Here is a 19,582-nt window from a genome sequence, read left to right as displayed (position 1 = left end):
GTGTTCCGGGTGCCCGATGAAACCACGCTGAGCCTGTGCGCGGTCGTCGTCAGCCTGTGTTTCACCGCGACGTTCCTCGCCTTGCGCCTGCGCCAGCCGGCCGAGCGTTACTGGGGATATTGGGCGGCGAGCGGCATCTGTTACATCGTCGGCGTCGTCGGGCTGAGCGAATTGGCGAAGCCGATCGTGCCGACGATCGGCGGCGTCCTGTTCGGCCTGCTCGGCGGGGCGACGGTGCTGACGCTGGTGGGCATGCGCGCCTTTGCCGGCATGCCGGCGTGGCGGTGGTGGATCGTCGTCCTGCTGGCGTTGCCGCCGACCGGGTATCTGGCGGCCGCGTTCCTGTCGTCGGGTGGCACGACCCCCGGCGGATCGCCGTTGCAGCGCATGGTCGGCGGCACGATGCTGACGGTCGTGCTGGGAGGATGCGGCGCGTCGCTGTTCGCGGGCACCGTGGCGCGGCGCGTCGGTGGATGGTCGCGCGCGGTCGGGGTGGCGCTGCTGGCGCATCTGCCGAGCTATGCGACGGTCCTCGCCTCGGTCTATATCGGGCGCGAGGGCAACGACGCGATAGCGTCCTATCTGCGCATGACGCAGCCGGTGCTGATGGTCGCGATCGACCTGGTGCTGCTGGCGATGCCGGGCATGGTGGCGATGGAGCGGCTGCGCGAGGCGGCGTGGCGCGACGGGCTGACCGGCCTCTACAACCGTCGCTGGCTGGGCGATGGCGAAGCGGCGCGGGCGGCGGCGGGGGCCGGCGTGGCGATGATCGACCTCGACGGGTTCAAGGGGGTCAACGACCGGTGCGGCCATGCGGCGGGCGACCGGTTGCTGGTCGATTTCGCCGCGCATCTGCGGCACTGGGCCGATGCCCATGCCGCCGAGGTGGTCCGGCTGGGCGGTGACGAGTTCCTGATCCTGTTCATGCCCGACGACGAAGTGCTGGCCGCCACGCTGCGCCGCCACCTGGGCACCGCGCCGCATGGTCCGGCAAACGTGCCGCCATGGTCGGCGAGCATCGGCATCGCCCACTGCCCCGCCGGATCGGCGACGTTGCAGGGCGCGATGCAGGCGGCCGACGACGCGCTGTATGCGGCGAAACAGGCGCGGCGGTCGGGCGTGCCCTTCGCCGCCTGACAGGATGTCCGAAAATGCGTCGAAACGCATTTTGCGGTGCCGGCCCGCTCACCCTCCCGACCACCCATTCAGGATACGCTGTGGGTGGACGGGAGGGGGAGCGGGCCGGTACCGCCTTGAAATTCGCTTTACCGCGAATTTTCGGACAGGCTCTGACCCGCGGTCGTCAGGGGCGCGCGAACCATTTCGGGAAGCGCCGCGCCTTGTCCGCGACCAGCCCCTCGTAATAGCGCATCAGGTCGATCGCATGGTCGCGGTCGGTGCGGACGCGGGCGGCGGCGGCATCGGCGGCGGCCTTTACCGTCGGATAATCGCGCGCGAACATCCGCGCGATCGCGTCCGCCGCCGATCGCGGATCGCGCGCGGCATAGGTTTCGGCGAACGCCGGCTCGGCGATCTCGGCACAGCCACCCTCGTCGGGCACGATCAGCGGCAGGCCCGACGCCAGCCCCTCCAGCGCGACGAGGCCGAAGGGTTCGGCGTCCGATCCATGGATCAGCGCGTCGCAGCTCGCCATGATCCGCGCGAGGCGGACGCGGTCGTACACCGGGCGGAAGAGCTGGATATGCGGGCTGTCCTTCAGCCGGTGTTCGAGGCGGCGGGTATGCACGCCGCTGCCGATCTGGATCATGCCGACGGGCATGTGATCGCCCGCCATCTCGACCGCGTCGAAGATCATCGGCCAGCGCTTCTCGGCATGATGCCGGCCAAGGCCGAGCAGGAGATGGCCGTGTTCGGGCAGGCCGAGCTGGTCGAGCAGCGAGGCGCGCAGCGCTTCGTCACGATGTTCGGGCGAGAAGAAGCCACGCTGGATGCCGAGCGGCATCGAGGCATGGACCGTCAGGCCGCGCGCGGCGTGGCGTTTTTCGAGCGCAGGGCCGTTGGTGACGAAGGCGTCCATCTTCGCCAGATATTTGGCCATGTAGCGCGTCCACCACATGAAGGCGTCCTCGATCCGCTCGCGGCTGGCCAACTTCTCGAACCAGCGCAAGGGATAGGCGCCGACATTGTCGTTGTGCGCGAAATAGACTTTTACCGCATCGCCCGGCCAGTCGGCGACGATGGTGGCCGGACGCCACGGGCTCGACGCCTCGACCACGTCGGGGTGCAGTTCGTCGAGCAGCGCGTGGATCGCATGCCCGCGCAAGAAGATGCCGTAGTTGGGATCGAGCACCAGCGTCGGCGCCTTGACCCAGTGAATGCGGCCGCCGCCGGGGCGTTCCTCGACTGAATTGGCCTTGGCCGGCGCGATGACGATCAGTTCGTGGCCGAGTTCGGCCATGATCGTCATCTTGTGATCGATATAGGTGCGAACCCCGCCGCCGGTCGGCGAATAGAATTCGTTGACGTCGACGACGCGCATGTCCGGGATCGATCAGTCGAGCGGCGCGAAGCCGCCGAGGCCGCGCAGATATTGCGCGCGGACGTTCACCGTCACGACGCCTGCGGACACGGTGACGATCGCCTGCGCCAGTTTCGGCCGGGCGCGGCCGAGCTTGCCCGATCCGACGAAGCCGGCACCGTCGCGCATGAAATTGAACTTGTTGCGACCGTCGCGGTCATGGGTGAACAGCAGCGCGTAACGGCCGGGTGACGGTGCCTTGATGCAGAGCTGCACCGCGCCCGATGCCGGCATGTCGCCCCACACGCGGCGAAAGAACTTGCCCTCGGCGCGCAGGTCGCGGTCGTCCTTCAGAAAATCCGCCTCGTTCGCCGGATAGAGTTCGAGCTTCAACCGTCCGGTACGGTCTTTCAGGCCGGTGACGTTCACCCGGATCGCCGGGCCCTGGCCACCGTTACACGCGGCGGCATCGCTGCCGATCGACTGGGCGGCGGCAGGCGACACGACGGCCAGCGCCAAGCCCGCCGCCATCAGGGGCAATCGCATCATTCTTTCCTCGCCAGTGCCGGAAGCCCGAATGCCGCCATCAATACCACATGGGTGGCAAGGGTGAGCGTCGCGACGAACGCGACGAGATCGGAGAGGGCTTCGCCATGGCCTATGAAAATAATCGCGAAGTTGGCGAAAAGAAGGTCCTTGTTCGGCAACAGTGGCAGGCGGGCGACCACCAGCCGCCCGGCCGCCAGAAACAACCACCATTTGATCGACACCCCCGGCATCGCGAAATAGCTGGCGATGCCAAAGGCGAGCGAGCCGAGCACGAGGCGCGCGCAATGCACGCCGAAGATCCAGCCGAGCACCCGCGCGGGCAGCGAGAACACCCGGTTAGAAAACAGCAGCAGCAAGCCCGAAATGCCGATCGCCACCCCCGCCGACCATGCCAGCATGCGCAGTTGCGCGGCCGTGAACAGCTCGAACGCGAACGGCAGCGCAAGGAGCAGCATCGCGACGGTCACGATATTGCCGGCGATGCCCGACAGGATCGTCACGTCCTTCACCGCGCCGAACGGGGCCGTCACCATCTTCAACCGGGCACGCGCCCACGCATAGAAGAACACATCGCCCGAATAACCGATGACGACGTCGTTCGCGATCCGCTTGCGCACCAGCGCGCCGAAGCCGTCGAACGGCAGCTTCCACAAGCGGCGGAAGATGATGAAATCGAACAGCGGCGGTGAAAGATAGGCGGCGGCGAAGAACAGGTAGAACCACGGCGAATCGGGCGCGGCGAGTTCGACCCCGGCCCAGCCATGGTCGAACAATTCCCACGCCAGCCCGAGGATCATCAACCCCGACAGCAGCGCGCCGAGCATGCGCGGCCAGCGCCGACGGATGCGTTCGAGCGGGACCAGCCCGGCCAGATCGGGTTCCGGGCCGGCCGGCGGGGGGGAAGGATCGAGCGCCATCGCGCCCGTTGACCTATCCTGCCTGTTCACGACTGCATAGCATCAAGCGCGCGACGCCACCGCGTCCGGGTGGGCGGCGGCGATCGCCGGCAGTCCGGCGACGCGCGCGTCGATGGCGGCAAGGCGCGGCCAGCGCGCGACGTCGAGGTCGAATCGCCGGGCGTTGTAGCATTGCGGCACGAGGCAGCAGTCGACGACGTTCGGGGTGTCGCCGCCGAACAGGCCATCGGCCGGGGCCTGCACCTCCAGCGCGTCGAACCCTTGCGCGATCCAGTGGCGATACCAGTCGGCCTTGGCGGCGGCGTCCGCGCCGAACTGCGTCTCCAGCCGGCGAAGGACGCGCAGATTGTCGATCGGGTGGGTGTCGGCGACGATCACCAGCGCCTGCGCCATCGCCCGCGCCCGCGCGATCGGATCGGTGGGGAACAGGCGCGGTTCGGGATGGGCATGGTCGAGCCAGTCGAGGATCGCCAGCGACTGGGTCAGCACCGTGCCCCCGCCGATGTCGAGCGCGGGCACCAGCCCCTGGGGGTTGCGCGCCAGATAGCCGGGCGAGCGCTGTTCGCCGTTCAGCAGCGACACCTCGACCCGCTCATATGCCACGTTCTTCAGATTCAGCGCGATGCGGACGCGGTATCCCGCCGACGAGCGGAAATAATCGTGGAGCGTGGTGCCGCTCACTCCGCCTTGCCCGTGGCGGGCACCAGCGAGGTGCCGGCGCGGCCCGGGCGGAACGAGGAGAACCACGTCCGCGGATCGAGGCTGGTCGACCCGTCGAGCGAGAAGGTGAGGAATTCGGCGCGCCCGCCGATATTCTCCCACGGCACCGGCCCGCCCAACCCGTTTTCGGATTCGGGAAAGCGGCTGTCGGCGCTGTTGTCGCGGTTGTCGCCCATCAGGAACACATGGTTCGCCGGGATGACGGTCGCGGGATAATTGTCGCCTTGCGAATAGCGATAGTCGATCGTGTCGTACTGCCGCCCGTTCGACAGCGTCTCGCGGTACAGCGGCAGGCGGCAGAATTCGCCCTTGTCGGTCCGCACCAGCGCGCCGGGATATTGCGCGGGATCGCAGCGGGTGTTGGCGTCGACCGGGATCATCGCGTCGCCCATTGCTTTCCGGGGAATCGCGATGTCGTTGATGTAGACGACGCCGCCCGCCACCTCGATCCGGTCGCCCGGCAGGCCGATGACGCGCTTGATGAGGTCGGTGTTGCTGCCCGGCGGCTTCACGATCACCACGTCACCGCGCGTCGGCAGCGATCCCCAGAGGCGGCCGTGCCATGCGGGCAACTGCACGCTCCACGTCGCCTGCGGTTCGTGGAGGAGCACGTCGCGGACCATCGCCACCGGATTGGGGATCGTCGGCGAGACATAGGACCAGCCATAGGCATATTTGCTGACGACCAGCCGGTCGCCGACGCGCAGCCCCGGCAGCATCGATTCCGACGGGATGTAGAACGGCTTGGCGACGAAGCTGTGGAAGCCCAGCACCACCAGCAGCAGCCAGAACAGTCCGCGCAGTTCGCCCTTCCAGTCCAGTCGTTTGGACGGGATGGCGGCGGGTGCAGCGGTGGGCGGGACGGTAACGGGACGATCGGCTCCGCTGTCCAGCGCCATGGGGTCGGCCATCGAACGTCCTTCTACTGGGGGATGGCTTCGATGATGACGAACGCCTGCGCCCAGGGATGATCGTCGGTCATCGTCAGATGTACCCGCGCGACGTGGCCCGCAGGGATCATCGCGTCAAGTCGTGCTTTAGCACCACCGGTGAGCGCCAGTGTCGGTGCGCCCGACGCGGCGTTGACCACGCTGATGTCGCGCATGAACACGCCCTGTGCAAAACCGGTGCCGACCGCCTTGGAAAAGGCTTCTTTGGCGGCGAAGCGTTTGGCGAACGTGCCGGCGCGGGTGAACGGGCGGCGCGCGGCCTTTGCCTGTTCGATGTCGGTAAAGACCCGCTGGACGAAACGGTCGCCGAACCGGTCGAGCGACGCCTGGATCCGGTCGATGTTGCAAAGGTCGGAGCCGAGGCCGACGATCATGCGCCGCGCCTCCCTGCCCCGGCCCTCATCGCGCGTCCTCCATCAACCCCTTCATCCGCCGCACCACCAGCCCCAGGCCGTCGAAAATCGCCTCGCCGATCAGAAAATGGCCGATGTTGAGTTCGCGCAACTGCGGAATGGCGGCGATCGGCACGACGTTGTCGAAGGTCAGGCCATGGCCGGCGTGGACCTCGATCCCGTTCTTGGCGGCCAGTGCTGCGGCATCGGCGATGCGGCGCAGTTCGGCGGCCTGCGCCTCGCCCGACAGTTCGGCATAGCGGCCGGTGTGCAGTTCGATCACCGGCGCGCCGAGCGCGATGGCGGCGGCGATCTGCTGCGCATCGGGTTCGATGAACAGCGACACGCGGATACTCGCCGCGCCCAAATCGCGCACCATCGGCGCCAGCAGGTCGTGCTGCCCGGCGGCGTCGAGGCCGCCTTCGGTGGTGCGCTCCTCGCGCTTTTCGGGGACGATGCAGGCGGCGTGGGGACGGTGGCGCAGCGCGATGCCGAGCATCTCGTCCGTCGCGGCCATTTCGAGGTTAAGTGGGACGGTGAGTTCGCTCGACAGCCGGGCGATGTCATCGTCGGTGATGTGGCGGCGATCCTCGCGCAGATGCGCAGTGATGCCGTCGGCACCGTGGTTGGCAGCGGCCAGCGCGGCACGCACCGGATCGGGATAACCCGAGCCGCGCGCATTGCGCACGGTCGCGACATGATCGATGTTGACGCCGAGGCGCAAAGGTCCGGTCATGCCGCGCGACTGCCGGGCTTGATCGCGGGAATCGCGGCGAGATCGGCGGGGAGCGCGTCGGGATGATAGCTCGGCACGTCGAGGCGGATGAGCGGGAAGAACGGCACGCCGAGATCGGCCGATCCGTTCGAGCGGTCGACCAGCGACGCGGCGGCGACGACCTCGCCGCCCGCCGCGCGGATCGCGGCGATCGCCTCGCGCGACGACAGGCCGGTCGTCACGACATCCTCCATCATCAGCACGCGGGTGCCGGGATCGATCGCGAAGCCGCGGCGGAGTTCAAAGGTGCCGGTCGGCCGCTCCAGAAACATCGCAGGCGTGCCGAGCGACCGGCCCATCTCGTGCCCGACGATCACCCCGCCCATCGCCGGCGCGATCACGACATCGATCGACTCGCGCACGTCGGTGGGCAGGCGGCGGACCAGTTCGTCGGTCAGCCGCGCGGCACGCTTCGGGTCCATCAGCACGCGGGCGCATTGCAGGTAGCGCGAGGAGCGCAGCCCCGACGACAGGATGAAATGCCCTTCGAGCAGCGCCTGCGCCGCGCGGAATTCGTCGAGGATCGCGTCGTCGTTCATGGCTGCCTTCGTCCCGTGTCTGCCAGTCGCCGCGCCTCTACGCCCGGCGGCACATGCTCTGCAACCATCGCTTGAGGCCGGACGACATGCCGCGTATAGCCCTGTGGCGTAGGGATTCCAAACGCCCGCCGCACGCGACCATGCCGATCAAGAAGCGTGCCGCGTGCCACACAACGGGGTGACACGACACGATGCGAAGCTTTGGGACGAGGATGTTGATCTTGGCGGCGGCCGCCGCGCTGGCGGGCGGTGCCCATGCCCAGCAACCGGCGGCGGTGACGCCGGGCAGCGGCGCGACCGCGACCGCGCCACAGGCGGGCGCGCCGCCACCCGGATCGGCCGCGGCCAATCCGACCGCGCAGGCGGCACCGGCGGCGACCGCCGACGCGCCTGCCCCGGCGGCCGTCGCCGATCCGATGAAGAACGACGACGGGTCGCCGCGCATGGTCGCGGTTCCGGGGGTCGGCCAGCCGGTCGACCGCAAGATCGACCTGCAGGAACAGTTCACGCCGACCGGTCGCGAGGCCAAGGCGTTTCACAACAACATCCTGATGCCGGTGATCGTCGCCATCTCGCTGCTGGTGCTGTTCCTGCTCGGGTATGTCGCGTTCCGGTTCCGCGAGAAGGCGAACCCGGTCCCGTCCAAGACGTCGCACAACACCGTGATCGAGGTCATCTGGACCGCCGCGCCGGTGCTGATCCTCGCGGCGATCGCGGTGCCCTCGATCGGGCTGCTCGCGCGCCAGTTCAAGCCGGCGCCCGACAATGCGGTGACGCTGAAGGCGATCGGCAACCAGTGGTTCTGGTCCTACGAATATCCCGACTACGGCGGCGTGTCGGTCACGGCCAACATGCTGAAGGAAAAGCAGGACGTGGGTCCGGGCCAGCGGTTCCGCACGGCCGCGGACGGCCCGCGTCTGCTCGCGGTCGACAACCGGATCGTGCTGCCCGTCAACCGCCCGATCCGGCTCATCACCACCGCCAGCGACGTGATCCATAGCTGGGCGATGCCGGCGTTCTGGGTGAAGCTCGACGCGGTGCCCGGCCGGCTGAACGAAACCAGCTTCACCATCGAGAAGCCTGGCCTGTATTTCGGCCAGTGCAGCGAGCTGTGCGGTGCGCGCCACGCCTATATGCCGATCGCGGTCGAAGCGGTGTCGCAGGCGCAGTTCGACCAGTGGATCCGCGCCAAGGGCGGCACGCTGCCGAGCGCCGCGCAGGCCGCCGCGCCGACCAGCGCGGTGATCCCGCAGCCGGGCGCCGATACCGCCGATGCGACCTCGAACGCCAGCAATGCGGCGGACGTGCCGGTCGTCAACGCGACCGAGGCCGCCTCTCCCTCCACCCAGCGCGCCACCGGCAACGGCGGCGGCGTCGGCAACGTGGACCAGTAAGATGACCGATACCGCCCTTCCCGGCCACCATGCGTTCGCGCACGACGATCATGCGCACCATCACGATGCCGACCATAAACCGGGCTTCTTCGCCCGGTGGTTCATGTCGACGAACCACAAGGACATCGGCACGCTCTACCTGATCTTCGCGATCGTGGCAGGCATCATCGGCGGGGCGATCTCGGGGCTGATGCGCCTCGAACTCGCCGAGCCGGGTATCCAGTGGCTGCCGTGGCTGTCAGGCCACGAAGGCGATCAGGCGCTCCATTTCTGGAATGTGCTCATCACCGCGCACGGGCTCATCATGGTGTTCTTCATGGTGATGCCGGCGATGATCGGCGGGTTCGGCAACTGGTTCGTGCCGATCATGATCGGCGCGCCGGACATGGCGTTCCCGCGGATGAACAACATCTCGTTCTGGCTCATCATCCCCGCCTTCGCGCTGCTGCTGGGCAGCACGATGTTCGGCGACGGGGCAGGCACCGGCTGGACGGTCTATGCCCCGCTGTCGACCTATGGCGAGCCCGGACCCAGCGTCGACATGGCGATCCTGTCGCTCCATCTCGCGGGCGCCTCGTCGATCCTTGGCGCGATCAACTTCATCACCACCATCTTCAACATGCGCGCGCCGGGCATGACGCTGCATAAGATGCCGCTGTTCGTGTGGTCGGTGCTGGTGACGGCGTTCCTGCTGCTGCTGTCGCTCCCCGTCCTCGCGGCGGCGATCACGATGCTGCTGACCGATCGCAAGTTCGGCACGACCTTCTTCGATCCGGCGGGCGGCGGCGATCCGATCCTGTACCAGCATCTGTTCTGGTTCTTCGGCCACCCCGAAGTCTATATCATGATCCTGCCGGGCTTCGGCATCGTCAGCCACATCGTCGCGACGTTCAGCAAGAAGCCGGTGTTCGGCTATCTCGGCATGGCCTATGCCATGGTCGCGATCGGCGCGGTCGGCTTCGTCGTGTGGGCGCACCACATGTTCACCACCGGCCTGAGCGTGAACACCAAGATGTATTTCACCGCCGCCACGATGATTATCGCGGTGCCGACTGGCATCAAGATCTTCTCGTGGATCGCGACGATGTGGGGTGGTTCCTTGCGCTTCCCCACGCCGATGCTGTGGGCAATCGGGTTCATCTTCATGTTCACGGTCGGCGGCGTGACCGGCGTGGTGCTGGCCAACGGCGGCGTCGACGACGTGCTGCACGACACCTATTATGTCGTCGCACACTTCCATTACGTGCTGTCGCTGGGCGCGGTGTTCGCGCTGTTCGCCGGCTTCTACTACTGGTTCCCGAAGATGTCGGGAAAGATGTACAACGAACTGCTCGGCAAGCTGCACTTCTGGGTGTTCTTCATCGGCGTGAACGTGATGTTCTTCCCGATGCACTTCCTCGGTGCGCAGGGCATGCCGCGGCGCTACCCGGACTATCCGGACGCCTATGCCTACTACAACCACATCGCCTCGATGGGCTATGTCATCATGGCAATTGGCATGGTGTTCTTCTTCGTCAACATCGTGATCTCGCTGGCGGCCGGTCGCAAGGCGGCGGGCAATCCGTGGGGCGATGGCGCGACGACGCTGGAATGGACACTGTCCTCGCCACCGCCGTTCCACCAGTTTGAGACGCTGCCCAAGGTGGACTGAGCCTTTCCGGCAAAATCGGCGACACGAAGCGCCCCGGGAGCGATCCCGGGGCGTTTTGCGTATCGGCGTGACGAAACCGTCCCCTGATCGTCCTTCCTACAAAAGCCGGGGTCGATCGACATTCAGGTCGGACGCGACATTCAACGAAATGCCGTCCTGATCTTCTCCCCTCCCTGACAGGGAGGGGTTGGGGGTGGGTTGGCCAATTGTGGAGCGCTTACGTTTCTTCTCGGGCCGACCCACCCCCAGCCCCTCCCTTGTCAGGGAGGGGAGGCGCCTGAGCCGCCATCTGGCCGAATTTCGATCGGTCCCAGCAGTTCCAGCCAGTCTTGGTTATTTTCGGCCGATACAGTCGCCCCTTCGTCACCCCGGACTCGTTCCGGGGTGACAACACGCGACTGAATGTCGATCGCCCCCGGAATCCCTTGTGTCAGATGTTGGCGACTTCATCGCTGCCGTTACCCTTTCCATGGATTCCGGCCTGTGCCGGAAGGACGAGGGTGATGCACGGCGCTTTCCCCCGCGCCGGCAACGCTCTATAGGATAGGGATGACCGCGCAGACGATCCTCCTGCCCGCCGACTGGCGCGACTTCCTGGCGCTGACCAAGCCCAGGGTGATGACGCTGGTCGTCTTTACCGGACTGTGCGGCATGCTGGCCGCGCCGGTGCTGATCCATCCGGTGATCGGCTTCACCGCCGTGCTGTGCATCGCGCTGGGCGCGGGCGCGGCGGGGGCGCTCAACCAGTGGTACGAGGCCGACATTGACGCGCTGATGAAGCGGACGCAGGGGCGGCCGCTGCCCGCCGGACGGATGGACCGGCAGTCGGCGCTGCACTTCGGCGTCGGCCTCTCCGTCTTTTCGGTCGCGCTGATGGGGCTGGCGGTGAACTGGCCCTCCGCCGCGATCCTGGCGGTATCGATCCTGTTCTACGTGCTGGTCTATACGGTGTGGCTCAAGCGCCGCACGCCGCAGAACATCGTCATCGGCGGGGCGGCGGGCGCGTTTCCGCCGCTGATCGGCTGGGCGGCGGCGACCGGACAGGTGGCGCTGCTCCCCCTGCTACTGTTCGCGCTGGTGTTCCTGTGGACCCCACCGCATTTCTGGGCGCTCGCGCTGTTCGTGAAGACCGATTACGCCAATGCCGGCGTGCCGATGCTGCCGGTGGTGGCGGGCGAGCGGATGACGCGGGTGCAGATCGGCCTTTATACCATCCCGATGGCGGCGGTGGCGGTGGCGCCGTGGCCGCTGGGGCTGACGGGCATGTTCTACGGGCTGGTGTCGCTGGTGCTGACCGCGGTCTTCGCGGTGATGGCGGCGCAGGTGGCGACGCGGACCACCGGCACGCCCGACACGATGAAGCCCGAGAAGCGGCTGTTCGGTTTCTCGATCCTCTATCTCTTCGCGATGTTCGGCGCGCTGGTCGCCGACCGGTGGGCATTCTGATGCAGGACGACGATCGTATCCGCGCACGGCAGCGCGAACGGGCCAAGGTAATGGCGTGGATCCTCGGCGGCCTTGTCGTGCTGCTGTTCGCGATCACCATCGTGAAGATCCAGGCCGGAATGGGCACATGACCCGCAACCTGCGCACCGCGTTGTTCGCCGCCGCCGCCGTGGTCGGGATGACCGGGGTCGGGTTCGCCAGCGTACCGCTGTATCGCATGTTCTGTCAGGCGACCGGGTTCAACGGCACGACGCAGCGCGGGGAGCAGGCACCCGGCGCGGTCGGCGACCGGATCGCGGTGCATTTCGACGCCAACATCAACCCCGCGCTGGGGTGGGAGTTCAAGCCCGAGCGCGCATCGGAAACGGTCGACATCGGCGCGCGCGACATGGCGTTCTTCACCGCGAAGAACGTGTCGGGCCGACCCGTCACCGGCACCGCGACCTTCAACGTGACGCCGGCGCAGGCGGGCAAATATTTTACCAAGATCCAGTGTTTCTGCTTCACCCAGCAGACGCTGCAACCGGGCGAAAAGGTGCGGATGCCGGTGGTGTTCTTCGTCGACCCCAAGATGCTGGCCGACCCCGATGCGAAGGACATTCGCGCCATCACGCTCAGTTACACATTTTACCCGGTGGATTCAGGCAAGACGAGCGGTTAGGATCACCGCCAAATACGCCCGGCGACAGGGGCGGCGGAACAAGGGACGGATGATGGCAGGCGCGAAGAACCACGATTTCCACATTCTGCCGCCCAGCATCTGGCCGTTAGCCAGTTCGATGGCGGCGTTCATCCTGGCCGCTGGCGGCATCATGTGGATGAACGAAGCGCCGCTCGGCGGGCTGGTGTTCGGCGCAGGGCTGATCGCGACGCTGTCGTGCATGGCGTTCTGGTGGGTCGACGTGATCCGCGAAGCGAAGGCGGGCGACCATACGCCGGTGGTGCAGTTGCACCTGCGCTACGGCATGATCCTGTTCATCGCCTCCGAAGTGATGTTCTTCGTCGGCTGGTTCTGGTCGTGGTTCGACTTTTCGCTGTTCCCCGCCGCCGTCCAGTACAACCATGAAGAGGGCGTCTCGCTGATCGAGGCGGGCAGCACGGCGGTCGCGGCGCAATGGCCGCCGGCGGGGCTGGAAGTGCTCAACGCCTTCGAACTGCCGCTGCTCAACACCTTCATCCTGCTGTTGTCGGGCACGACGGTGACGTGGGCGCATCATGCGCTGATCCACAACCAGCGCGGTGGCGCGTTGAAGGGCGTGTGGGGCATGATCGGCGTCGGCGAGAACGACGGCGTCAAGAAGGGGCTGTGGATCACCGTCCTGCTTGGCGCGCTGTTCTCGTGCATTCAGGCGTATGAGTACATCCATGCGCCGATGCCGTTCAAAGGGCTGAACTATGGCGCCGCCTTCTACATGGCGACCGGGTTCCACGGCTTTCACGTTCTGGTCGGCACCATCTTCCTCGCGGTGAACCTGCTGCGGGCGTATCAGGGCGACTTCACCCCGAAGCAGCATTTCGGCTTCGAGGCGGCGGCATGGTATTGGCATTTCGTCGACGTGGTGTGGCTGTTCCTGTTCGTCGTCATCTATGTCTGGGGCGGCTGGGGCGCGCCGATCCACGGCGGTTGAGCGGCATGACCGGGCCTGCGACCCCCGTCGCCTGCGGGGTTCGCGGCCTGTGTCCGCGCTGCGGCAAGGCGACGTTGTTCGCCGGACTGCTCGCCTTCGCGCCGCGTTGTAGCGCGTGCGGGCTGGATTTCGCCGCGTTCAACGTCGGTGACGGACCGGCGGCGTTCCTGACGCTCGGCATCGGGACGATCGTCACCGTGGCGGCGATCTGGCTGGAGCTGGCGGTCGCCCCGCCGTGGTGGGTCCATGCGCTGCTGTGGATGCCGCTGACGATCGGTGGCGTCGTCGGATCGCTGCGCGTCGCCAAAGGGGTCTTGCTCGCGCTCGAATACAGCCGCGACGCGCGCGAAGGCCGGGGCGGGCGATGAGGCGGCGTATCCCGATCCTGCCGACGATCGTCGTGCTGCTGGCGGTCGCAGCGATGATCGCGCTGGGACTGTGGCAGGTGCAGCGGCGCGGGGAGAAGGAAGCGCTGATCGCGCGCGCCACCGCCAATCTCGATCGTCCACCGATGGCGCTTCCGGCGCGGATCACCGACGAATCGCTGTTCGCCCGCGTCACCGCGACCTGCGCGACGCCGGGCGACTGGACGATGGCGGCGGGACGCAGCGTCGACGACCAGCCCGGCTATCGCCACATCGTCACCTGTCGCAGCCCTGGAGGCCAGCGCTTCCGGCTCGACATGGGGGTCGCGGCCGATCCGAAGGTCCGGCCGGACTGGCGCGGCGGGGCGATCACCGGCACGCTCAGCCAGATGCCGGGCGGCCCTACCCTCTTCGACCGGATGATCGGGCGGGCGGCTCCGGCCGAACCGCTGATCGTATCGGACACCGCCGCCCCCGGCCTGTCCCCCAGCCGGCGGCCCGATCCGGCGAACCTGCCCGACCATCATCTGGCCTATGCGATCCAGTGGTTCGCCTTCGCCTTGGCCGCGGTCATCATATACTTGCTGGCACTTCGCCGCCGCAGCCGCTAACCGCCCACCCCATGCGGTATGTCAGCACCAGGGGCGATGCGCCCGAACTCGATTTCGCGGGCGCGACGCTCGCCGGATTGGCCAGCGACGGCGGCCTGTATGTGCCGGCGGAGTGGCCGGTGCTGACGTACGACGAAATTACGGCGATGGCCGGCCTCAGCTACGCCGAGACGGCGGTGCGGGTGATGCTGCCGTTCGTCGGAGATTCGCTGAGCGAAGCCGAGCTGCGCGCGCTTTGCGAACAGGCCTATGGCCGCTTCAGCCACGCCGCCGTCACCCCGCTGGTGCAACTGGACCATGACCAGTGGTTGCTCGAGCTGTTCCATGGCCCCACGCTGGCGTTCAAGGACGTGGCGCTGCAATTGCTGGGGCTGTTGTTCGAGAAGTTCCTGACCGGCACGTCGCAGCGGCTGACGATCGTCGGCGCGACCAGCGGCGACACCGGCTCGGCGGCGATCGATGCGGTGGCGGGGCGCGAGAACATCGACATCTTCATGCTGCACCCGGCGGGCCGCGTGTCCGACGTGCAGCGGCGGCAGATGACGACGGTGCTGTCGCCCAACGTCCACAACATCGCGATCGAGGGTGACTTCGACACCGCGCAGGCGCTGGTCAAGGCGATGTTCAACGACCCCGGCTTTTCGGGGCGGTTCCGGCTGTCAGCGGTCAATTCGATCAACTGGGCGCGGTTGATGGCGCAGGTCGTCTATTATTTCCATGCCGCCGTGCGGCTGGGCGGGCCGGACAAGGCGATCGCCTTTTCGGTGCCGACCGGCAATTTCGGCGATGTGTTCGCCGGATACGTCGCGGCGCAGATGGGGTTGCCGATCGCGAAGCTGATCGTCGCGACCAACGTCAACGACATCCTCCACCGCGCGCTGACCAGCGGCGATTATTCGAGCGCGCAGGTGACGCCAACCGCCACCCCGTCGATGGACATCCAGGTCAGCTCGAACTTCGAGCGGCTGCTCCACGATCTGGGCGGGCGCGACGGGCGGGCGCTGGGCGAACAGATGCGCGGGTTCGAGGGCGCGCGCGCGATGCGGCTGACCAATGCGCAAAGCCAGGGCGCGGCGACGCTGTTCCAGAGCGCGCGGGTCGATGGCGATCGCATGGCACAGGCGATGCGCTGGGCCTATGACAACGCCGCCGAGATCCTTGATCCGCATACAGCCATCGCCTTTGCCGCCGCGCAGGATGCCGGCATCGATGCGCCGATGGTGACGCTGGCGACGGCGCACCCGGCCAAATTCCCCGACGCGGTCGAACGCGCGATCGGCAGCCGCGCGACGCTGCCCGGCCGGGTCGGCGACCTGTTCGAGCGCGAGGAACGCTATGTCACCCTGCCCGCGACGTTCGAGGCGGTGACGGCGTGGATCGCCGAGCGCGCGACGCCGCGTAGCTGATGGACCCGATCGCACTCATCGGCGAGCCATGGGGCGATTACGGGCTGATCGATTGCGGCCATGGCCGCAAGCTCGAACGCTATGGCCCCTATCGCTTCATCCGTCCCGAACCGCAGGCGATGTGGGCCCCGGCGCTGCCCGAGTGGGACGCGCATGGCGAGTTCGTCCCTGGATCGGACGAGGACGGCGGCGGGCGCTGGCAGTTCTTCAAACAGCCCCCGCGCGACTGGCCGTTGACGTGGCGCGAGGTGCGGTTCTCGGCGAGCAACACGCCGTTCCGCCATCTGGGCTTCTTCCCCGACATGGCCCCGGTGTGGGACTGGATGCGCGGGCGGATCGAAGGGGCGACCGATCCCGAATGCCTCAACCTGTTCGGCTATACCGGCGTCGGGTCGCTGGCATTGGCGGCGGCCGGCGCGCGGGTCGTCCATGTCGATGCGTCGAAGAAATCGGTCGAGCAGGCGCGCGGCAATGCCGCCTTGTCGGATATGAGCGACAAGCCGGTGCGCTGGCTGGTCGAGGATGCCGGCAAGTTCGTCGCGCGCGAGGTGCGGCGCGGGCGGCGCTACGACGGGATCATCCTCGATCCGCCGAAATGGGGCCGCGGCCCCAACGGCGAGGTGTGGAAGCTGGAGGAGCATCTCCCTGGCCTCATCGCCGAATGCCACCAGTTGCTTGACAGCGAATCACGCTTCCTGTTCCTGACGGTCTATGCGGTGCGGATGTCGGCGCTGGCGATCGGCGAACTGCTGCGGCAGGCGCTGGGCGATCTGGACGGTACGGTGGAATGCGGCGAACTGGGCGTGCGCGAGGAGACGCGCGGGCTGGTGCTACCGACCGCGATCTTTGCGCGGTGGAGCCGACCGTAAAGATCGATCCGCATGGAAACGTCGCCCCAGCGAAGGCTGGGGCCTCAAGCGGCTCCTGGCGCGCGCTGTCACCGGGAAATCCCAGCCTTCGCTGGGATGACGCTTGCTTCGAAATGGATCGACCAGCCCCTAACTCCGCCCGATCCTGAGCGCCGCCCCGGCCACGATCGGGCCGCCGACGCACAGTAGCAGACTGGTCGCGCCGAGCAGTTTCAGCGCCCCTGCCCCGCCTTGGACCGCGCCCGCGCCGAAGATGACGAGCGGCAGCGCGAGCGGGAGCATCACCAGCCCGGCGACCGCGCCGCCGCCGCGCAGGCCCGCGACCAGCGCCGCCGTCGCCACCGCCAACGCGGCAAGGCCCGGCGTGCCGATCAGCAATCCGGCCTCCACCAGCAACAGCGTCCGCCCGTCCAGCCCAAGCAACGCAGCGGACAGGCCGGCGGCGAGCAGCATGGCGGGCGCGAAGCCGAGCCAGTGGCCGATCGTCTTGGCGAGCGCGATGGCGGTATCGCTCCACCCGCGCGCGACCAGTTGGTCGACGACACCGCTGTCGAGGTCGGGCGCGATCAGCCGCTCGATCGGCAGCAGCGCGGCGAGCAGCGCCGCCGCCCACGCGATCCCCCCGCCGATCCGCGCGAGCAGCGCCGCATCCGGCCCGACCGCGAAGGGAAACAGCGTGGCGACGAGCAGGAAGAACGCGACCGGGAGCAACAGCCCGCCGCCGCTCCACGCGCGGCGCACTTCGCGCAACGTAAGCGCGATCACAGCGCCAGCACTTCGGCATCAGGCAGCGCTACGGCCACATGGCTGGCGACCAGCACTGCACCGCCGCCCGCGCGGTGGGTGGCGATCGCTGCTTCCAGTCGGTCGAGCGAGGCGGCGTCGAGGCCGTTGGCCGGCTCGTCGAGCAGCCACAGCGGTGCGGCGGCGGCGATGACGCGGGCGATGGCGGCGCGGCGTTTCTGCCCGGTCGACAGCATCCGCACCGGCACGTCGCCGAGCGTGTCGATCGCCATCGTCGCCATTGCGTGGGCCACCCGATCGCGCGTGCCGGCGAGCGCCGCCCAGAAGCCGAGCGCCGCCGCCAGCGGTTGTTCGGCGTCGAGCGCGGTGCCTTCGGTCAGCAAAGCGGTCGTGCCGCCGCGTGTCACCGTTCCGGCGACAGGCGCGAGCAGGCCGGCGGCGATCCGTACCAGCGTCGACTTGCCGACGCCGTTCGGCCCCTGCACCAGCAGCGCGTCGCCCGCCCCCAGCATGAACGATCGATCGGCGAACAACATCCGCCCCCCGCGCCTTGCCGTAACGCCCGCGAAGGCGAGCAGGGTCAATCGCCGTCCTCCAGCGCGTGCATGTCGTCGTCGGACAGGCCGAAATGATGGCCGACCTCATGCACGATGACGTGGCGGATCAGGTCGTGGAGGTCGACGCCGGTCTCGCACCATTCGGCGAGCAGCGGCTGGCGATAGAGGTGGATCTGTTCGGGATAGTCGATCGCGTCGAACGCCGATTTCTCGCCCATCGGCCGGCCGCGATACAGGCCGGTCAGCTCATAGGGGTCCATGTCCATTTCGGCGAGGGTCGCGTCGTCGGCGAATTCCTCGACGAACAGGACGGCGTTGGCGAGATGCCCGGCGAAGGGTTCGGGGATACGCGCCAGCGCCTCGCGCGCCAACGCTTCCATCTCCCCGGCGGTGGGGGCTCTTCGCGCTTGATCGGCCATGGTTCAAGCAATAGGCCGCTCCGGGTCGAGGACACAAGGGAGGGATCATGGAGCCGCTGAGCCAGGCCGAACGCGCCGATGCGCTGGACGGATTGCCCGATTGGGATCACGATGCGGCGCGCGACGCGATCGTCCGCAGCTTTACCTTCGACAATTTCAGCCAGGCGTTCGCGTTCATGGCGCAGGTCGCGCTGCTGGCGGAGAAGGCCGACCACCATCCCGAATGGTCGAACATCTATAACCGCGTCGACATCTTGCTGACCACCCACGACGCGGGCGGCCTGTCGGAGCGCGATATCGACATGGCGCAGGCGATTGACGCGCTGGTCGAATAGGGCGCGGTGTTCGATCCGCTCGCGCGGATGGCGGTACCGCGCTGATCCAGTGGCTGGATCAGCCTAACGCCGCGCGCGCATCTGTTTGCGCAGCGCGTTCGGGAACCACCGCGCGGCGAAACGCATCCGCCGTGCGGTCGGCCCGACCGGCACCAGCACGGGGCCGCCATGAACGGCGTCCCATGCCGCTTGCGCCACGGTTTCCAGCGGGGTGAACTCCAGCCCCTGCTCGCGCACGCGCTCGCGGATCGTGCGGTTGGTGCCGGTGAGCGTGCCGTCGAGCAGCGGCGTGTCGATGAAGCCGGGCATCAGCGCGCGCACGGCGATGCCGTCGGCGGCCCATTCGCCGTCGAGCGCTTCGGTGAGGCCACGCACGGCGAACTTGGTCGCCGAATAGACCGCCGCCCCGGCGGTGCCATAGATGCCGGCGGCCGAGGCGGTATTGAGCAGGCAGCCGCCGCTCGCTTTCAGATACGGGTGCGCGGCATGCGCGCCGAGCAACACGCCGGTCAGGTTCACCGCCACCGTCCGCTCGATCGCGGTTACGGCCATGTCGGCGAACACGCCGCCGGCGGCAATGCCGGCGTTGTTGAACACGACATCGATCGCGCCATCGGCGGCAAAAGCGGCGAGTGCCGCGTCCCATTCTACCGCCTGCGTCACGTCGAAGGCGAAGGTCGCCGTGTCGGCGGGCAGGTCCCCGGCGGTGCGCGTCAGCGTCGCCGCATCAATATCGGCAAGGCCGATTCGCCAGCCGCGCGCGGCGAACAACTGCGCGGTGGCGCGGCCGATGCCCGATGCCCCGCCGGTGATGAAGATCGATCGCGCCATGCGCG

24 protein-coding genes are annotated in these 19,582 nt (G+C 67.8%); 12 read left to right on the top strand and 12 right to left on the bottom strand.

What is annotated here, in order from left to right; genetic code table 11:
• A complete protein-coding gene (locus ASG37_RS09575) occupies window positions 1-1,137 on the top strand; it encodes a sensor domain-containing diguanylate cyclase (RefSeq protein WP_156349104.1) in 1,137 nt (378 codons plus the stop codon).
• A 166-nt stretch (window positions 1,138-1,303) separates the two neighbouring features.
• On the opposite strand, the gene ASG37_RS09570 is transcribed toward ASG37_RS09575, so the two are convergent.
• From ASG37_RS09570 to pyrE, 8 genes are read right to left on the bottom strand one after another with little or no spacing between them, the layout of a single operon-like run.
• Complete coding sequence (locus tag ASG37_RS09570) at window positions 1,304-2,500, bottom strand: glycosyltransferase (protein ID WP_055758963.1); 1,197 nt, start codon at window positions 2,498-2,500, stop codon at window positions 1,304-1,306.
• Between the two features lie 12 nt (window positions 2,501-2,512).
• Window positions 2,513-3,028, bottom strand: a complete 516-nt coding sequence (locus ASG37_RS09565; RefSeq protein WP_156349103.1) for a DUF2141 domain-containing protein — start codon at window positions 3,026-3,028, stop codon at window positions 2,513-2,515.
• Window positions 3,025-3,945 (bottom strand): hypothetical protein, encoded by a 921-nt coding sequence (locus ASG37_RS09560; protein ID WP_055758962.1) that lies wholly within the window; start codon window positions 3,943-3,945, stop codon window positions 3,025-3,027. Before ASG37_RS09560 ends, ASG37_RS09565 begins: the two co-directional genes overlap by 4 nt.
• A 42-nt stretch (window positions 3,946-3,987) precedes the next feature.
• Window positions 3,988-4,626 carry a maleylacetoacetate isomerase gene (gene maiA, locus ASG37_RS09555; protein ID WP_055758958.1) on the bottom strand — a complete coding sequence of 213 codons (639 nt, stop codon included), beginning with the start codon at window positions 4,624-4,626 and terminating at the stop codon, window positions 3,988-3,990.
• A complete protein-coding gene (gene lepB / locus ASG37_RS09550; RefSeq protein WP_055758955.1) occupies window positions 4,623-5,576 on the bottom strand; it encodes a signal peptidase I in 954 nt (317 codons plus the stop codon). The genes maiA and lepB overlap by 4 nt, the downstream gene beginning before the upstream one ends.
• 11 nt (window positions 5,577-5,587) lie before the next feature.
• Entirely contained in the window at window positions 5,588-5,989 is a 402-nt protein-coding gene (gene acpS / locus ASG37_RS09545) for a holo-ACP synthase (RefSeq protein ID WP_055758952.1), read from the bottom strand.
• A 25-nt stretch (window positions 5,990-6,014) separates the two neighbouring features.
• Window positions 6,015-6,743, bottom strand: a complete 729-nt coding sequence (locus ASG37_RS09540) for a pyridoxine 5'-phosphate synthase (protein WP_055758949.1) — start codon at window positions 6,741-6,743, stop codon at window positions 6,015-6,017.
• The gene (gene pyrE, locus ASG37_RS09535) at window positions 6,740-7,321 is read right to left on the bottom strand and encodes an orotate phosphoribosyltransferase (protein ID WP_055758947.1); all 582 of its coding nucleotides are present in this window, start codon (window positions 7,319-7,321) and stop codon (window positions 6,740-6,742) included. The genes ASG37_RS09540 and pyrE overlap by 4 nt, the downstream gene beginning before the upstream one ends.
• Window positions 7,322-7,533: 212 nt before the next feature.
• Between pyrE and coxB the strand changes: the two genes are divergently transcribed.
• From coxB to ASG37_RS09490, 10 genes are all read left to right on the top strand, one after another.
• Window positions 7,534-8,715, top strand: coding sequence for a cytochrome c oxidase subunit II (gene coxB / locus ASG37_RS09530; protein ID WP_235525172.1), 1,182 nt, complete (start codon window positions 7,534-7,536; stop codon window positions 8,713-8,715).
• Window position 8,716: 1 nt separating this feature from the next.
• Entirely contained in the window at window positions 8,717-10,366 is a 1,650-nt protein-coding gene (gene ctaD / locus ASG37_RS09525) for a cytochrome c oxidase subunit I (RefSeq protein WP_055758941.1), read from the top strand.
• A gap of 549 nt (window positions 10,367-10,915) precedes the next feature.
• Window positions 10,916-11,812: a heme o synthase gene (locus tag ASG37_RS09520; protein ID WP_055758938.1), complete on the top strand. Its 897-nt coding sequence runs from the start codon at window positions 10,916-10,918 to the stop codon at window positions 11,810-11,812.
• Complete coding sequence (locus ASG37_RS18135) at window positions 11,812-11,943, top strand: hypothetical protein (protein WP_268795721.1); 132 nt, start codon at window positions 11,812-11,814, stop codon at window positions 11,941-11,943. The genes ASG37_RS09520 and ASG37_RS18135 overlap by 1 nt, the downstream gene beginning before the upstream one ends.
• A complete protein-coding gene (locus ASG37_RS09515; protein ID WP_055758935.1) occupies window positions 11,940-12,473 on the top strand; it encodes a cytochrome c oxidase assembly protein in 534 nt (177 codons plus the stop codon). Before ASG37_RS18135 ends, ASG37_RS09515 begins: the two co-directional genes overlap by 4 nt.
• 52 nt (window positions 12,474-12,525) lie before the next feature.
• Window positions 12,526-13,440: a cytochrome c oxidase subunit 3 gene (locus tag ASG37_RS09510; RefSeq protein WP_055760412.1), complete on the top strand. Its 915-nt coding sequence runs from the start codon at window positions 12,526-12,528 to the stop codon at window positions 13,438-13,440.
• Between the two features lie 5 nt (window positions 13,441-13,445).
• A complete protein-coding gene (locus ASG37_RS09505; protein ID WP_055758932.1) occupies window positions 13,446-13,808 on the top strand; it encodes a DUF983 domain-containing protein in 363 nt (120 codons plus the stop codon).
• On the top strand, window positions 13,805-14,416 hold the full coding sequence (locus tag ASG37_RS09500; protein ID WP_055758929.1) for an SURF1 family protein: 612 nt from the start codon (window positions 13,805-13,807) through the stop codon (window positions 14,414-14,416). The genes ASG37_RS09505 and ASG37_RS09500 overlap by 4 nt, the downstream gene beginning before the upstream one ends.
• Before the next feature lie 11 nt (window positions 14,417-14,427).
• Window positions 14,428-15,822 (top strand): threonine synthase, encoded by a 1,395-nt coding sequence (thrC, locus tag ASG37_RS09495; RefSeq protein ID WP_055758926.1) that lies wholly within the window; start codon window positions 14,428-14,430, stop codon window positions 15,820-15,822.
• Window positions 15,822-16,691, top strand: a complete 870-nt coding sequence (locus tag ASG37_RS09490; protein ID WP_055758923.1) for a class I SAM-dependent methyltransferase — start codon at window positions 15,822-15,824, stop codon at window positions 16,689-16,691. The genes thrC and ASG37_RS09490 overlap by 1 nt, the downstream gene beginning before the upstream one ends.
• A gap of 129 nt (window positions 16,692-16,820) precedes the next feature.
• Here ASG37_RS09490 and ASG37_RS09485 read toward each other — a convergent pair whose 3' ends face one another.
• From ASG37_RS09485 to ASG37_RS09475, 3 genes are read right to left on the bottom strand one after another with little or no spacing between them, the layout of a single operon-like run.
• The gene (locus tag ASG37_RS09485; RefSeq protein ID WP_055758920.1) at window positions 16,821-17,456 is read right to left on the bottom strand and encodes a heme exporter protein CcmB; all 636 of its coding nucleotides are present in this window, start codon (window positions 17,454-17,456) and stop codon (window positions 16,821-16,823) included.
• Complete coding sequence (gene ccmA / locus ASG37_RS09480; protein ID WP_055758918.1) at window positions 17,453-18,019, bottom strand: heme ABC exporter ATP-binding protein CcmA; 567 nt, start codon at window positions 18,017-18,019, stop codon at window positions 17,453-17,455. The genes ASG37_RS09485 and ccmA overlap by 4 nt, the downstream gene beginning before the upstream one ends.
• Window positions 18,016-18,411, bottom strand: coding sequence for a metallopeptidase family protein (locus ASG37_RS09475; protein WP_055758914.1), 396 nt, complete (start codon window positions 18,409-18,411; stop codon window positions 18,016-18,018). Before ASG37_RS09475 ends, ccmA begins: the two co-directional genes overlap by 4 nt.
• Before the next feature lie 47 nt (window positions 18,412-18,458).
• Between ASG37_RS09475 and ASG37_RS09470 the strand changes: the two genes are divergently transcribed.
• Window positions 18,459-18,746: a 4a-hydroxytetrahydrobiopterin dehydratase gene (locus tag ASG37_RS09470; protein ID WP_082448209.1), complete on the top strand. Its 288-nt coding sequence runs from the start codon at window positions 18,459-18,461 to the stop codon at window positions 18,744-18,746.
• 63 nt (window positions 18,747-18,809) lie between these two features.
• Here the strand turns inward: ASG37_RS09470 and ASG37_RS09465 are convergent, their stop codons facing one another.
• Entirely contained in the window at window positions 18,810-19,577 is a 768-nt protein-coding gene (locus tag ASG37_RS09465) for an SDR family oxidoreductase (protein ID WP_055758908.1), read from the bottom strand.
• Window positions 19,578-19,582 lie beyond the last annotated feature (5 nt).

The organism is Sphingomonas sp. Leaf407, assembly GCF_001425385.1.
Lineage (GTDB): Bacteria > Pseudomonadota > Alphaproteobacteria > Sphingomonadales > Sphingomonadaceae > Sphingomonas.
The sequence above is the reverse complement of the archived record's forward strand: the minus strand, read 5'-3'. Positions and strand labels throughout refer to the sequence as shown.

Bases quoted from the DNA above. Each gene is read 5' to 3' on its own strand.
- ASG37_RS09470 (WP_082448209.1), top strand. From the start codon at position 18,459: ATGGAGCCGCTGAGCCAGGCCGAACGCGCCGATGCGCTGGACGGATTG.
- ASG37_RS09565 (WP_156349103.1), bottom strand. From the start codon at position 3,028: ATGATGCGATTGCCCCTGATGGCGGCGGGCTTGGCGCTGGCCGTCGTG.
- ctaD (WP_055758941.1), top strand. From the start codon at position 8,717: ATGACCGATACCGCCCTTCCCGGCCACCATGCGTTCGCGCACGACGAT.
- pyrE (WP_055758947.1), bottom strand. From the start codon at position 7,321: ATGAACGACGACGCGATCCTCGACGAATTCCGCGCGGCGCAGGCGCTG.
- ASG37_RS09500 (WP_055758929.1), top strand. From the start codon at position 13,805: ATGAGGCGGCGTATCCCGATCCTGCCGACGATCGTCGTGCTGCTGGCG.
- coxB (WP_235525172.1), top strand. From the start codon at position 7,534: ATGTTGATCTTGGCGGCGGCCGCCGCGCTGGCGGGCGGTGCCCATGCC.
- ASG37_RS09465 (WP_055758908.1), bottom strand. From the start codon at position 19,577: ATGGCGCGATCGATCTTCATCACCGGCGGGGCATCGGGCATCGGCCGC.
- ASG37_RS09540 (WP_055758949.1), bottom strand. From the start codon at position 6,743: ATGACCGGACCTTTGCGCCTCGGCGTCAACATCGATCATGTCGCGACC.
- lepB (WP_055758955.1), bottom strand. From the start codon at position 5,576: ATGGCCGACCCCATGGCGCTGGACAGCGGAGCCGATCGTCCCGTTACC.
- acpS (WP_055758952.1), bottom strand. From the start codon at position 5,989: ATGATCGTCGGCCTCGGCTCCGACCTTTGCAACATCGACCGGATCCAG.
- ASG37_RS09560 (WP_055758962.1), bottom strand. From the start codon at position 3,945: ATGGCGCTCGATCCTTCCCCCCCGCCGGCCGGCCCGGAACCCGATCTG.
- ASG37_RS09520 (WP_055758938.1), top strand. From the start codon at position 10,916: ATGACCGCGCAGACGATCCTCCTGCCCGCCGACTGGCGCGACTTCCTG.
- ASG37_RS09515 (WP_055758935.1), top strand. From the start codon at position 11,940: ATGACCCGCAACCTGCGCACCGCGTTGTTCGCCGCCGCCGCCGTGGTC.
- ASG37_RS09490 (WP_055758923.1), top strand. From the start codon at position 15,822: ATGGACCCGATCGCACTCATCGGCGAGCCATGGGGCGATTACGGGCTG.
- ASG37_RS18135 (WP_268795721.1), top strand. From the start codon at position 11,812: ATGCAGGACGACGATCGTATCCGCGCACGGCAGCGCGAACGGGCCAAG.
- ASG37_RS09475 (WP_055758914.1), bottom strand. From the start codon at position 18,411: ATGGCCGATCAAGCGCGAAGAGCCCCCACCGCCGGGGAGATGGAAGCG.
- ASG37_RS09570 (WP_055758963.1), bottom strand. From the start codon at position 2,500: ATGCGCGTCGTCGACGTCAACGAATTCTATTCGCCGACCGGCGGCGGG.
- ASG37_RS09510 (WP_055760412.1), top strand. From the start codon at position 12,526: ATGGCAGGCGCGAAGAACCACGATTTCCACATTCTGCCGCCCAGCATC.
- thrC (WP_055758926.1), top strand. From the start codon at position 14,428: ATGCGGTATGTCAGCACCAGGGGCGATGCGCCCGAACTCGATTTCGCG.
- ASG37_RS09505 (WP_055758932.1), top strand. From the start codon at position 13,446: ATGACCGGGCCTGCGACCCCCGTCGCCTGCGGGGTTCGCGGCCTGTGT.